Origin of the sequence: Shewanella sp. 10N.286.48.B5 (assembly GCF_002874355.2) — a bacterium.
GTDB lineage: Bacteria > Pseudomonadota > Gammaproteobacteria > Enterobacterales > Shewanellaceae > Shewanella.
The window spans coordinates 2,324,525-2,338,879 of sequence record NZ_MCVG02000001.1 but is presented as its reverse complement, the minus strand read 5'-3'; the positions used below and the strand labels follow the sequence as shown (position 1 = coordinate 2,338,879).

Annotated in this window: 14 protein-coding genes; 8 read left to right on the top strand and 6 right to left on the bottom strand. The window is 42.8% G+C overall.

What is annotated here, in order from left to right:
- Positions 1-272 precede the first annotated feature (272 nt).
- From trpA to BCU57_RS10005, 6 genes are all read right to left on the bottom strand, one after another.
- Positions 273-1,097, bottom strand: a complete 825-nt coding sequence (trpA, locus tag BCU57_RS10030; protein WP_413211426.1) for a tryptophan synthase subunit alpha — start codon at positions 1,095-1,097, stop codon at positions 273-275.
- A 10-nt stretch (positions 1,098-1,107) separates the two neighbouring features.
- Entirely contained in the window at positions 1,108-2,313 is a 1,206-nt protein-coding gene (trpB, locus tag BCU57_RS10025; protein ID WP_102437427.1) for a tryptophan synthase subunit beta, read from the bottom strand.
- Between the two features lie 73 nt (positions 2,314-2,386).
- Entirely contained in the window at positions 2,387-3,838 is a 1,452-nt protein-coding gene (gene trpCF / locus BCU57_RS10020) for a bifunctional indole-3-glycerol-phosphate synthase TrpC/phosphoribosylanthranilate isomerase TrpF (RefSeq protein ID WP_102437426.1), read from the bottom strand.
- Entirely contained in the window at positions 3,838-4,878 is a 1,041-nt protein-coding gene (gene trpD / locus BCU57_RS10015; protein WP_102437425.1) for an anthranilate phosphoribosyltransferase, read from the bottom strand. The genes trpCF and trpD overlap by 1 nt, the downstream gene beginning before the upstream one ends.
- The gene (locus BCU57_RS10010) at positions 4,878-5,513 is read right to left on the bottom strand and encodes an aminodeoxychorismate/anthranilate synthase component II (protein ID WP_102437589.1); all 636 of its coding nucleotides are present in this window, start codon (positions 5,511-5,513) and stop codon (positions 4,878-4,880) included. The genes trpD and BCU57_RS10010 overlap by 1 nt, the downstream gene beginning before the upstream one ends.
- Positions 5,514-5,551: 38 nt before the next feature.
- Positions 5,552-7,102, bottom strand: coding sequence for an anthranilate synthase component 1 (locus tag BCU57_RS10005; protein ID WP_102437424.1), 1,551 nt, complete (start codon positions 7,100-7,102; stop codon positions 5,552-5,554).
- Positions 7,103-7,577: 475 nt separating this feature from the next.
- On the opposite strand from BCU57_RS10005, the gene rnm reads away from it, so the two are divergent.
- The 8 genes from rnm to BCU57_RS09965 all read left to right on the top strand — a co-directional run bounded on the left by rnm (position 7,578) and on the right by BCU57_RS09965 (position 14,149).
- Entirely contained in the window at positions 7,578-8,438 is an 861-nt protein-coding gene (rnm, locus tag BCU57_RS10000; protein WP_102437423.1) for an RNase RNM, read from the top strand.
- Positions 8,435-9,055, top strand: coding sequence for an L-threonylcarbamoyladenylate synthase (locus BCU57_RS09995; protein ID WP_076537094.1), 621 nt, complete (start codon positions 8,435-8,437; stop codon positions 9,053-9,055). Before rnm ends, BCU57_RS09995 begins: the two co-directional genes overlap by 4 nt.
- A 241-nt stretch (positions 9,056-9,296) precedes the next feature.
- Positions 9,297-10,085 carry a segregation and condensation protein A gene (locus BCU57_RS09990; protein ID WP_102437421.1) on the top strand — a complete coding sequence of 263 codons (789 nt, stop codon included), beginning with the start codon at positions 9,297-9,299 and terminating at the stop codon, positions 10,083-10,085.
- A gap of 33 nt (positions 10,086-10,118) precedes the next feature.
- Positions 10,119-10,706 (top strand): SMC-Scp complex subunit ScpB, encoded by a 588-nt coding sequence (gene scpB, locus BCU57_RS09985; protein ID WP_102437419.1) that lies wholly within the window; start codon positions 10,119-10,121, stop codon positions 10,704-10,706.
- On the top strand, positions 10,707-11,579 hold the full coding sequence (gene rluB / locus BCU57_RS09980; protein WP_076537086.1) for a 23S rRNA pseudouridine(2605) synthase RluB: 873 nt from the start codon (positions 10,707-10,709) through the stop codon (positions 11,577-11,579).
- Between the two features lie 244 nt (positions 11,580-11,823).
- Positions 11,824-12,159 carry a hypothetical protein gene (locus BCU57_RS09975; RefSeq protein ID WP_102437417.1) on the top strand — a complete coding sequence of 112 codons (336 nt, stop codon included), beginning with the start codon at positions 11,824-11,826 and terminating at the stop codon, positions 12,157-12,159.
- Positions 12,160-12,175: 16 nt separating this feature from the next.
- Positions 12,176-13,282 (top strand): DEAD/DEAH box helicase, encoded by a 1,107-nt coding sequence (locus tag BCU57_RS09970; RefSeq protein WP_413211425.1) that lies wholly within the window; start codon positions 12,176-12,178, stop codon positions 13,280-13,282.
- Between the two features lie 387 nt (positions 13,283-13,669).
- A complete protein-coding gene (locus BCU57_RS09965) occupies positions 13,670-14,149 on the top strand; it encodes a type II secretion system protein (RefSeq protein ID WP_102436887.1) in 480 nt (159 codons plus the stop codon).
- Positions 14,150-14,355: the final 206 nt, after the last annotated feature.

Sequence of the window (14,355 nt, the reverse complement as noted above, 5' to 3'; positions counted from 1 at the left end):
GTGTTAGCAGTCCGTTTGCTAAAGGAAAATAATGGCTCAAAGTGTAGCAGTTACCGCAGCTGATCTGAAGTTGATTCGCCGTCGTTCGGCTGAACTTGGGGAAATTTTGATAAGTTTTTATTGATCGTTGAGGATCGGTATTGGCGCTGTGTATGTTTGGCCCCATTAATATAAAAAAATGCCGCAATCCTATTGGATTACGGCATATTTAGTTTCAATGTTTTGCTTTAATTAACGTCAGCTTATGTCCGTTGACTTGTAAGCTTACTCAATTAGCCCTTATGCGTCGCCGCTTTCATATTACGGGTAAATTCAGCTAACTGTTGTAGCAATGCCGCTTCATCGTGCTGGTTTCGCTCAATGATTTTCACTACAGCAGAACCTGAAATTGCGCCAGCAGCGCCAGCGTTAATAGCTTCACTGACTTGGCTTGGCTCAGCAATACCAAAACCTAATAATGGTGGCGGTGCATTATATTCAGCCAGTTTAGCGAGTATTTGATCAATGGGCTGGCCAGCTTTTGACTCTGTTCCTGTTACCCCAGCACGAGATAACAAATAGGTATAGCCTTGACCTTCAACGCTGACCATTTTTAAGGTGTCGCTATCAGCATTAGGCGGGGCGATAAAAATTGGCGAGATCCCGTGTTTTTTAGCAGCTTCACTAAAGGGAGCTGACTCTTCAACGGGCACGTCCGCAATTAGCACAGAATCAACACTGGCTTGTTGCACTTTGCTATAAAACGCATCAATGCCATTAGTAAACACAAGGTTTGCGTATAACAATAAGCCAATAGGCATATCTGGGTATAACTCACGCACTTGGGTGAGCAGCGCAAAGCAATCAGCCACTGTGGTGCCAGAGTCTAGGGCACGTAAGTTTGCGCCTTGGATCACTGGGCCATCTGCTAATGGATCTGAAAACGGAAAGCCTAACTCTAATGCGTCAGCGCCGTTATCCACTAGGGTTTTAATGATGTTAAGTGATACTTCAACCGATGGATCGCCTAAGGTCACAAAAGGCACAAAAGCGCCTTGTTTTTTAGCGGCTAATTCAGCGAAAGCAGCTTGATAACGATTGGTATTATTTACAGACATGTTGATTTCCTTATTTCGCAGCATCAGCTGAAGCACGTTGTTCTAGAATGTCAGAGACGGTGAAAATATCTTTATCACCACGGCCCGAAAGGTTAACCACTAAAATGGTTTCTTTGGTTGCCTCTTTTGCTAATCGTACGGCATAAGCGATCGCGTGAGCTGACTCTAATGCTGGGATAATCCCTTCAGTGCGAGCCAATAACTGGAAACACTCTAAGGCTTCATCATCGGTTGCTGACTCATATCGAGCGCGGCCAATTGAATTTAAATAAGCATGCTGTGGACCAACAGATGGGAAATCAAGACCTGCTGACACTGAGTATGATTCTTCAATTTGGCCATCGCTATTTTGCATTAGCGGCGCTTTCATCCCAAAGAAAATACCAGTTTTACCGTGCTTTAACGGCGCGCCGTGCATTGGGGTATCAATGCCTTTACCTGCCGGCTCAACGCCAATAAGCTCAACGTCTTTTTCATCAATAAAGTCAGCGAACATGCCAATGGCGTTTGAACCTCCACCGACACAGGCAATCACGGCATCTGGTAAACGGCCTTCTTTTTTAAGAATTTGCTGTTTAGTTTCTTCACCAATCATGCGCTGAAATTCACGTACAATTGTCGGAAATGGATGCGGCCCAGCAGCTGTGCCTAATAAGTAATGTGCTTTGTCATAACTTGCAGACCAGTCACGCATGGCTTCATTACAAGCATCTTTAAGGGTACCTGAGCCTGAGGTGACAGGGATAACTTCTGCGCCCATTAACTTCATTCTAAATACGTTAGGTGATTGACGCTCAACGTCTTTAGCGCCCATGTAAACTTTACATTTAAGCCCTAATAACGCACAGGCTAATGCCGATGCAACGCCATGTTGGCCTGCTCCGGTTTCTGCAATAATTTCTTTTTTACCCATACGTTTTGCCAGTAATGCCTGACCTAATACTTGGTTAGTTTTATGGGCGCCGCCGTGGAGTAAGTCTTCACGCTTTAGGTAAATTTTTACCATTGGGTTAGGGCTTAAATTACGGGTTAATGTCAGCGCAGTTGGGCGGCCAGCATAGTTTTTCAGTAAATCAGTAAACTCTTTTTGAAACTCAGGATCTTCTTGAGCATCAACAAAGGCAGTTTCTAGTTGCTTAAGAGCAGGGACTAGAATTTGTGGCACATACATGCCGCCATATTCACCAAAATAAGGGTCTAACTTAAGCTTTGTCATGGGTATTCCTTAATGATTCTGTTTAATTTTGTTGTTTAGCAGGCGCTTTGCCATTCAGTCTTGCCTAATGGCACTAATTCTTTCTAATGGCGTTAAAGGCTAAATTAATTTTGTGTGCATCTTTAATTCCGGGCGCAGATTCAACCCCTGAATTAACATCTAAGCCATAAAAGCCTTGCTGGTTGGCTTCAAATATGTTTTCGGGTGTCAGCCCACCTGCAAGCATGGCGTTATCTCGTTCAGTCGCTGTTATAACTGATGAATCGAGTAACCCTTGCCAGTTAAATGTCTCGCCGGTGCCGCCAAATCCAGCACTATTTTTACTATCGAATAAGTATCGGCCACAGCCTTGTGCTTTATCGCCAACGGTATTGGTGCTGCTGTCTACGCTCACCGCTTTCCAAATTTGGCAATCAAGCTTGGCGCTTGCGAGTAATTGTTTTAGCTCGCTTATGTCGGCGCTGGTTTCATTACCGTGTAATTGCACTACCTTTAAACCAACAGCCTTGACGGTTGCAACGATTTCAGCATTGGCTTGATTGACAAATACGCCGACAAAATGAAGTCCAATGCCTGCTTGCTGGCTTTGGTTAACAAGGTCTGCCGCGTGTTCAACGCTGACATGACGTGGCGATTTTGAATGAAAGATTAATCCGCCAAATACCGCGCCCGCTTGAGCTACCACGCTAATGTCTTCAAAACGGGTTAAACCACACACCTTATTATTGCCAAAAATGAGCTGACGACAGGCTAAATCAATATCATCTTGGGCCATAATTGAACTGCCAACAAGGTAGCCATCAACCAGTGGATTTAATCGCTTAACTTGTTGGTTGGTGTAAATGCCAGACTCACTAATAATAACTCGGTCAGCTGGAATTTGCGGCGCTAAGGCTTCTGTCATGGCAAGGTCGGTACTTAAGTCACGCAAGTTACGGTTATTAATACCGATAATAGCGGCATTAAGTTCAATTGCTCGGTCTAACTCTTGTTGATTACTGACTTCAGTTAAGGCATCTAAATTGTATTTTGCGGCTTCAGCGGCTAAAAGCTTGTATTGCTCATCATCAAGTACTGACAACATTAATAGCACTGCATCGGCGCCTTGATGAGCCGCAAGCTTGATTTGGTATGGGTCAACAAAGAAGTCTTTGCATAAAATAGGTTGGCTAACGCGAGCGCGTACTAACGGAATATAGTCTATATCGCCTTGGAAAAACTGCTCATCGGTTAATACTGAAATACCGGCGGCATATTTGACGTAAATGTCGGCAATGGCTTCAACATCAAACACAGGGCGAATGAGGCCTTTAGAAGGGCTGGCTTTTTTACATTCAAAAATATAACCGGCATTGGGTGCCTTAAGCGCATCAAACAAACTACGGTCTGAAATTTTTGGCTGTAAGCTGGCTTCAGGGTAGCGCAATTTTAATGAGGCAATATGCGCTACTTTGGTATCAACAATCTTGGTTAATACGTTTGATTCTTTATCCGCTGTATTAGCGCCAGAGTTAGTGGTAGTCATTATTTCGCATCCTCTTGTTGGCTTGCTGCAGCGAGTTGGGTTAATACTTCATAAGCTTTACCACTGTTGATGGTTTCAAGTGCTAACGCTGTGCCTTGCTGTACCGTGTCACACACACCGCTGACATAAAGCGCACAGCCGGCATTAATGGCGACAGCGTCACGATGAGCAGGTTGGCCTTCACCTTTTAAAATTGCTTGGGTGATAAGGGCATTGTCACTTGGCTCACCACCTTCTAGTGCTTTAATTTCTGCAGGCTCAACACCTAAGTCTTGTGGGGTTAATTTATAAAAACGAATTTTGCCATCATTAAGCTCAGCTACTTGGGTTTCGCCATGTAACGCAACTTCATCTAAACCGCTGCCATACACCACCATTGCACGTTTCACGCCTAAGGCATTAAGCACATTGACAATCGGCGCGATTAGTTTCGGTGAATACACCCCAAGTAACATGGCTTCAGGTTTTGCTGGATTAATCAGCGGGCCTAGAATATTAAAAATGGTGCGAGTTTTAAGGGCTTGCCTTACAGGCACAGCATGTCTTACACCGGCATGGTAATGGGGCGCAAACAAGAAACATAAACCAAAATCATCAACACATTTACTGGCAGATTCAGGGCTCATGGTTAAGGCTATGCCGCAGTGCGATAGCACATCAGATGCGCCCGATTTACTCGATACGCCGCGATTACCATGTTTAGTGACTTTTGCTCCTGCAGCTGCAGCAACAAAAGACGCGGTAGTAGAGATATTAATGGTGTTATGGCCATCGCCACCTGTGCCAACAATATCGACTACGCCTTGACTTAACGACGATGCGCTTCGTGGGAAAGGTTTAGCCGCTCGACGCAGCGCATCTGCAGCACCTGTTATTTCATCAATGGTTTCGCCGCGCATTTTTAGCGCCACTAACATGCCCGCCATGGCGACGGGATCCATTTCGCCAGCAACAATAGCACTAAATAATTGCGCACTTTGGCCGCGAGTAAGGGCATTACCTTGGTATAGCGAGTCTAAAAGTGGTTGTAGCTCAGCCATTACAGGGCTCCTTTAACTGGTGAATCAACACTAGCTGACGTATCAACATCTGCAGATGTTTGAGTTAGGTAGGTAAGCGTTTGCGTTAATAAGGTGCTGCCTAAAGTGGTTAATATTGATTCTGGGTGAAATTGAAAACCCACCACTTTATCTTGAGGATGCAAAATTGCCATTGGCATATCATCTGTACTGGCAATGACCTCTAAACATGCCGGCACTTGAGTGGCGACTAAGCTGTGATAACGGGCAACGGGCAGAGGTGAAGGCAGGTTAGCAAATACACCTTCGCCATTATGAATGGTTGGACTGGCTTTACCATGAACGACAAAAGGAGCGCGTTCGACTTTACCGCCGTAATGCTCAACCATGGCTTGATGACCCAGACAAATTCCCAACATAGGGACTTTACCCGCCACTTTTGCAATAAGCTCCATCATGCAGCCTGCTTCGTGAGGCGCACCGGGGCCGGGAGATAATACTAATGCGGCTTTACCGTTTTCGCTTATTAGCTTTTCTGCTAAATAATCAGCACTGACATCATTACGATAAATCATCACTTCAAAGCCTAAGCAGCGGAATTGATCCACTAAGTTATAGGTAAATGAGTCGAAGTTATCGAGTAAATACAATTTCATATTATTGTCTTGGCTGGCAGTTGTGTTTAAAAGAGTGCTCATAGTCCGCCTCCCATTTTAATTGCTGAAATAACGGCTTGTGCTTTTTGACGGGTTTCGTTGGCTTCAGCTTGGGGATCGGAGTCAAACACCACACCCGCACCAGCTTGAATATGGGCAACATCATGTTTTACAAAGGCTGAGCGGATCACAATACAGGTATCCATATCACCTAAACCATTAAGGTAACCGACAGCGCCGCCATAACTGCCACGACGAGCTTGTTCAGCTTGTCTAACTAACTGTGAAGCACGAACTTTAGGCGCGCCAACTAAGGTGCCCATATTCATACTTGCTTGGTAGGCATGTAGCGCGTCTAAATCTTCGCGTAATTGACCTGTCACCCGACTCACCAAATGCATCACGTGAGAGTAACGGTCAACTTTTAATAACTCGGCCACTTTACGACTGCCGCTTTGACTAATACGAGCAATATCGTTACGGGCCAAATCCACTAACATTAAGTGCTCAGAGAGCTCTTTTTTATCAAGGCGCAGTTCAAGTTCAATACGGCTATCTAAATCAAAATCAATCTGGCCATCGGCAGTTTTACCCCGTTGGCGGGTACCCGCAATAGGGTAGATTTCTACTTGATTGGTGGCGGCTTCATATTTAAGGGCGCTTTCAGGTGATGCGCCAAATAAAGTGAAATCAGGACCACGAAAGTAAAACATGTATGGACTTGGGTTAGTCAGTCTTAATGCGCGGTATGCACCTAGAGTATTAGGGCAAGGCAAGCTAAAGCTACGTGAGGGGACAACCTGGAAAATATCGCCAGCAACAATGTGCTCTTTTAAATCAACCACGGTTTGTTTAAAGGCGTCATCGCTGATATTGACTTGAGTCGGGGCATCAATACTGACCAATGGCGCTACTGCTGCCAATGTTTGGCAATTGGCTTTAAGCTGAGTAACTCGCTCAAGCAGTGACGAGGCTTGAGCTGCACTGTCGAAAAATTGATGAGTAATAATGTCGGCTTGCTGGGTTTGGTGGTCAACCAAGATTAAGGTTTCAGCTAAATAAAATAAGTAATCAGGGCAATCGTTGTCGGCATTAGGAACATCAGGTAGCGGCTCTACCGTATCAATCAAGTCATAGGCCAACACACCGCCTAAAAATAAGTCCTCAAAAGCATCACTTTGATCAGTTTGTATGTGCTGGACAAACATTCTTAAACCATCAAGGGGTGAGGTGGACTTTAAGCGGGCATCTTCATCTTGTAGCTCTTTGGCTTTAGCAAGATGAATGGTAATAACATTATCTTGGCGTTGTTGCTCACTGGATTGGAAAAAGTTACTGATTGGCGTAAGTAAGCTGGCGCCGTTATCAGTTAATGCAGTAAAGGTGAGCTGGTAACCATCACAGCGGACCATCATGGCTGCATGGGTCAATACAATACTTTTAAGATGATCTTTGCTTTCTATTTCTGCTGACTCTAACAACATAGTATGCGGCGCATTAGCAGTAATATGCTGATAAAGACTAAGCGGGTCAGCGTGATATGCTAAGGTCTGCTTTTGGGTTACCACATGGGCAAATTGATGTTCCATAATGCTTATTGCGCCTCGCTTATAGTGTGCTTTTTCATACTCTGTTCTCTTCATTTTAGCTTGGATTGCGTTAGTTTTATTGGAGAGTGCAAGCCGTAAATAGCAAAAAAGCCCACATCTCTGCGGGCTTTTTAGTAAAATCTTGTGTTATTTAAATAACCACAACGCTTCACACCACCCGTTAATTTGGGAAGTGCCACCACCAACTGATGTTTAACGCGTTAAAGTTTGTCATTTAAAAAGGTTCTCTTTATGTCATTTGCAGGTCATTTCACTGCGAAGTCATTTATAATGGGTTTTATATTCTGTAACTAGCTATAGAAGACCTTAGCTGGCTTATAAAGTCAATTGAATATTTCTCAAATTTATTATTTTTTTACAACTAGCGACTAAAGCAGTAGCAATTTGATGTATATGTAGCAAATAAACGCTAGATGGCTAAGCATTCTAACAAAGTTTAAAGTACAATAACCTAATGATAACAGACTCCCTATTGGCCGATCTTCACAGCCACACGACCGCATCTGACGGCGTACTCACTCCTGCTGAACTTGTTGAACGTGCCATTGATAAAGGCGTGCAAATGCTCGCTATTACTGATCATGACACCGTTGCTGGATTGGCTGAAGCGCATCAATACAATAACCAACATTCCACGCCATTAAAACTGATTAATGGCGTTGAAATTTCAACTCGTTGGAATAACTTTGATATTCATATTGTCGGTTTAAATTTGGATATTACCGATGCTGCGCTACTTGCGTTTTTAACAAACCAACGTGAATTACGTGAGCAACGGGCTAAAGACATTGGTATTCGTTTAGCTAAGGCGGGTATTGAAGGTGCGTATGAAGGCGCACAAAAATTTGCAGCAGGCGCAGCTATCAGTCGAGGCCATTATGCGCGCTGGTTAGCTGAAAAAGGCTATGCCAAAGATATGCCGAGTGTTTTTAAACGGTATTTAGCCCGCAATAAAACCGGTTATGTTCCCAATAATTGGGGCGATATGGCCAGCGCGATTAATATTATTCACCGTAGTGGTGGCGTTGCGGTATTAGCTCACCCAAGCGGGTATAAGCTATCTGCTAAATGGCTTAAAAAATTAGTCCGTGAATATAAAGAAGCGGGCGGTGATGCGATGGAAGTCGTATTAGGACAACAAAGTATTGATGATAGAGCCAACTTGGTCGCATTAAGTCATTTGAATAACCTAATGGGGTCAATTGGCAGTGATTTTCATTTTCCAAGTAATTGGATTGAGTTGGGTAAAAATTTATTCCAACCTGCTGGAATACAGTGGGTGTGGCAAGCAGAATCTTGGACGGAGCGAACATGAGCCAATTTTTTTATATACATGATGAAAACCCGCAGGCGAGATTAATTAGCCAAGCGGTTAATATTTTAAAACAAGGTGGGGTGATTGTTTATCCTACCGATTCAGGTTATGCACTGGGCTGCATGATCGGTGAAAAAGATGCCATGACCCGTATGGCGCGCATTCGTAAGATTGATAACGACAATAATTTTTCGTTAATGTGTCGCGATTTATCAGAATTAGCCAATTTCGCTCGAGTGGATAATCAAGCTTACCGCTTATTGAAAAGCTGCACACCTGGGCCTTATACCTTCATCTTTAAAGCCAGTAAAGAAGTGCCGCGTCGACTACAATGTGACAAGAAAAAGACCATTGGTATTCGTGTGCCAAACAATTTAATTGCACTGGCATTATTGGAAGCGTTAGAAGCGCCAATTATGTCTACCAGTTTAGTGATGCCAGATGCAGAATTTGCTGAGTCTGATCCTGAGCATATTCGAGATATTTTAGAGCACAATGTCGATGCTATTATTCATGGTGGTTACCTTGCTGAAAATCAAACCACGGTTATAGATATGTCTGAAGGCGATATCGATATAATTCGTCAAGGCGCCGGCGATACCAGTATTTTTGAATAACCCTTGCAACGGTTGAATGCACAAGTTTGATTGATAGTGGTTTCAACCACAGTCAATAGTGCGTATAATCGCGCGTTTGGTAATTTCTCGCTAAAATTAGATGCAGATATTTTCTGAATACTTAGTTGATATAAGTTTAATCTTTGTGAAATACAACAGATATAGCCAAACAGTAGTAATGTAGTTTAATAAGTTATTTGACTTAGAAAGCTGATTTTAATCATTAAATTAAGGGACGGCAATGCAAGGTATCCAGAAAAGTTTACCTTTAGCGGTTGTTCGAGGCGAAGCGTTTGACGCAATGCCTAATGATTTATTCATTCCTCCTGAAGCCCTTGAGGTGTTTTTAGAAACATTCGAAGGCCCGCTAGATTTATTGTTGTACTTAATTCGTAAGCAAAAACTCGACGTTGTTGACTTACCAATAGAAAAAATCACCAGCCAATATTTAGCTTATATTGAAATTTTAACCGAAGCGCGAATAGAGCTTGCCGCTGATTATTTAGTCATGGCAGCCACATTAGCTGAGATAAAATCACGACTACTGTTGCCTAAAATGGCAACCGAAGAAGACGATGATGAAGATCCTCGGGTAGTGTTGATTCGTCAATTGAAAGCTTATGAAGTTATCAAACAGGCATCAGCTGATTTAGATGAACTTCCGAGGCTAGAGCGAGATGTATTTTTAGCGAAAGCGACACTCTCGCCCAATGTAAAACCAATGGTGATGCCACCTGAAGTGTCTTTAGTTGATATTGCTCAAGCATTTTCAGAGGTACTCAAAAGAATTGATGCCAACGAACATCACCATGTAAAACGCGAGCTATTATCGACCCGTGAACGCATGAGTCAGATATTAGCTTTACTATCGACCGAGCATTATGTGTCATTTACTGATTTATTTGACATTAGTGAAGGCCGAGCTGGCGTGGTAGTGAGCTTTTTAGCTTTAATGGAACTGGTTAAAGAGCTATTGGTTGATTTGGTTCAAAACGAGCCGTTAACCCCCATTTATGTCAAAGCGTTTTAAGCTGCATTGCACAAGATACGATAAAGGATGACCATGCAAATAAACATGATTCAATTAAAACAATTAATCGAAGCCAGTTTATTTGTGTTGGGTAAACCACTAACCGTAAAAGCATTAAAAGACACAGTATTAGTGAAATTTGATGTCTCTCGAGCACGAATTAAAGAATGCCTCGATGAATTACAACAAGATTATCAAGAGCGTGGGGTACAACTGGTCGAAGTGGCTGGTGGTTATCGCTTTCAAACCCAAGAGCTGTTAAGTGAATTCTTACAACCATTGTGGCAAGAGAAATCCCCTAAATATTCACGTGCGACCTTAGAAACCTTAGCAGTAATTGCATACAGGCAACCAGTTACTCGCGGTGATATTGAATATGTAAGAGGTGTGGCCGTCAGCAGCCACATAATAAAGAGTTTAGCTGATAGACACTGGGTAAAAACAGTGGGTCATAAAGAAGTGCCTGGGCGACCGGCACTCTATGCCACCACCAGTGAATTTTTATCTTATTTTGGCTTGAAAACCCTAGCAGACTTACCGTCGCTATCGGATGAAGAGTCATTGCAGGCGTTATTTGAGAAAGTCTCAATGGCGTCACAACAAACAGAAGAGTCGAACTAGATGAGCGAAAAATTGCAGAAAGTCTTGGCCCGTGCAGGCCATGGCTCCCGTCGTGAGATGGAGGCATGGATTGCTGCAGGCCGTGTTAGTGTAGACGGAGAAATTGCCAACTTAGGTGATCGCGTTGAAGCAGAAGCTAAAATCCGTATCGATGGCCGTGCTATAACCATCAAAACCGAAGATGACATTATTTGTCGTGTGTTGGCATACCATAAGCCAGAAGGTGAAATTTGTAGTCGTAAAGATCCTGAAGGCAGAACAACGGTTTTCGAACGTTTACCGACAATACGTGACTCACGTTGGGTAGCGGTAGGGCGTTTGGATATCAATACTTCAGGTTTACTGTTATTTACCTCTGATGGTGAACTAGCTAACCGTTTAATGCATCCATCAAATGAAGTTGACCGTGAATATGCGGTGCGCACATTTGGTGATGTACCTGAAGCGGCAGTTCAACGTCTTCGTAAAGGCGTGACATTAGAAGATGGTCCTGCCAACTTTGACACCATCAAAGCTGCTGGTGGTGAAGGCCTTAATAAATGGTGGCATGTGACCCTAAAAGAAGGGCGTAACCGCGAAGTTCGCCGCTTATGGGAATCACAAGAAGTGCAAGTTAGCCGTCTTATCCGTATTCGTTATGGCATGGTTGAGCTACCTAAGTCACTACCTCGTGGCGGTTGGGTTGAACTGGATATGGAGCAAGTAAACTACTTGCGCCAAGTTGCAGGTCTAGAGCCTGAAACTCGCACCATGTTAGGTACTGATAAACACAGTGTCGCTCGTGCTAAAGTGAAAGGCGCTAAGATCCGCCGAGCCGTGCGTAAGCACAAAACTACCGCAGCGCGTCCTAAATCAAACCGCCAGCGTAGTTAATACGTTTTAGTACGTGCTTGTTTGACACAAAAGGCCACACTATGTGGCCTTTTTAATACCTAAAACCTCTGCCTACTTATTAAAACACCCGTAATAAAGCATTATTAGTTAGTCATTTCGTGGTGTTTTGCTATTAATCTCATAATTCCCTATCGCTAACTTGAAACTGTGATATCTGCTAACTATATTTAATGTTGATGATTTTTTCATCAATTACGTACACTTACAGTTAAGGGAGTATTCAATGAAAAAGTTAATCGGTGCCATCTTTGTGTGTCTTATCTATGGCTGTGCTTCATCGCCAGCAACCTGGAAAGGAATGTCAGAAAGAGATATTGCAGATTGGAAAGCGATAGGCTTTGATGCAGCTAAAGCTCAAAAATGGAGTAAGAGCGGCTTTAATGCTGAACAATCACAGCAATGGAGCGAAGCGAGCTTTAATGTTGAGTCAGCAGCTGAATGGTCAAAAGAGAAATTTAATCCAGAAGAAGCGGGTACATGGAAGCAGTCAGGGTTTGAATTAGAAGATGCCATAGAAGATCGAGCTAAAGGCCTAACCCCAGTAAAAATGGATAACTAGTATCAGATCGCAAATAGTGAGTACGAAATGGCAGCACAAACCACAAAATTGCGAAATTCATCATTGTCGCGGATCTAATGTAGAAGATGCTAATTCTTGGGGGGAGCAAATAATATTGAATATTCAGGATAAATCAAAATATTCAATTGCGCTAACAGGGACGCCATGGCGCTCTGACGCTGCTCCAATTGTATTGGCTCAATATGGCAGCGTTACAAATGAAATTGAATGTGATTATATCTACGGCCTAGAGAACGCAATAACAGATAATGTTTGCCGTGTTCCTCAAATTATTGCCATTGATAATGACAATATAACAGTTGAGGCAGGAGAAGATAAAAAACATTTTTCTAGTTTTTTTGATTTATTATCTACCTCAATTCTGCCGCATTCCGACATTATTGAAAATGAAAGGGTGATCGATCATGTACTTCTGAGTGCAAATACAAAGCTAGATGAGCTGAGGGCTGAAAGCCCAGATGCAGGTGGTCTGATAGTCGCGTCTTCGGTGAAACATGCAAAACAAATACAGCAAATTTTGGCGGATAATTTAAAGCAACAGGCGATTGTGGTGACTTATCGTGAAGATGAGCCAATGGTGCTTATAAAGCAATATCGCAATAGTAATGAGAAATGGATAATTAGTGTCGGAATGATCAGTGAAGGGACCAACATTCCAAGGCTTCAAGTTTGCTGCCATTTAACCAATATCAAAACAGAGATGCACTACCGACAGATTTTAGGCCGTGTGTTGAGAATAACAGATTCGATTAATCAAGAGGCGGTTATGTATATGCCAGCAGAGCCAAAATTGGTTGAATTTGCAAATAGGGTTGGTAAAGATGTACCCACTGAGGTCAGTATTGTTAAATTTGAAAAAATGCATGTGAGTTTAGAGGGGGAATTACTCGATGATAATTGCAATGAAATGCAATTGGAGGGGGATCTAGATAAGCATGCTGTATCCATGGAGATTGGTGATTCAATGACGTTTACTAAATCAAACCCAGAATCTGGAGATAAAAATCCACTTACTCAATCATATGAAAAGGTGATGGATATTTTTGGTCGTTTTAAGCAAGAAACTATTGAGTTGAATTTGTTTACTACCAAGAATATATAAAAAACTCAATACTAACATGAAATATTGCTTGCTATCGGGAAAAAACGAGCGTGAATATTTTTACTAACTGAGGCGCTTTGGGGCACAGAGCGACTTAGAAAAGTTACTATTAAGCCTCTAAATTAGTGGCCAAAATCACTGCGCTAATGCAGCCGGTGACTGGTAAATCAGCTTTAGTGATCGTGTCTGGTCGCTTTCCTTGTAGTGTGAGATTGCTCAAATATTGTTGATATAAAAGGTTAAAGTTTTGTTGCTCTGAGGTGTTTATCGCTTATTCTCCTATTAGGTATCACCGAAAAGTGATGTAAATATAAGTATGCGTGTTGTTTGTATTTTGTTTTCTGCCGCACAGCGGCTTCGTTCAACACTGAGTTTTGGAGTGAATGTATGAATCGAACTGCGCCTTCTAAAGGTTTCGCTCTTATAGAGTTGATTATTGTGATTGTTGTTTTAGGGGTGTTGGCATCAACGGTGCTCCCCAAGTTCGTTAATCTGACAGATTCAGCGCGTACAGCTTCGTTTGAAGGTTTAACAGGGGCGTTACATGCAGCTGCAGACATGGCCTATCTCAAGCAGCGTATTAAAGGTAAGCAACTCAATGATGATATTGAAATAGACGGTACCACAATAACCATGATTAATGGTTACCCCTCTCCTAGGAGCATGCGAGGCTTAGTTCTTGCTTCGGGGGGGAGATGGGAACTAGAGGACCCTAGTAATCCTAGCTCTTGGTACGGTGCGGACAATTACGCTGAATATATGTGGGTGGAGTCTGACGGGACTTACAGCAGAAAATGCCGTGTTTATTACCATATAAATGTTGATATGACCAAATATGTCGTAGAGATTGACGAATCGGGTTGCTAAGAGTCCAAATGGGACCTTCGTCGGAGAATCCAGCAAGACGCTTAAAACGGAACTAAAACAGTGGGGGGGGCGCTTCGGGGCACATACCGACTTAGGAAATAAACTTACAATTTGTCGAAATTCAAGATTAAAGACCTGACCTTTGGATCTTTATTCATGAGGTAACAGCAAGCGCTCAATGAACACTTGATATTACAATAGCAAAA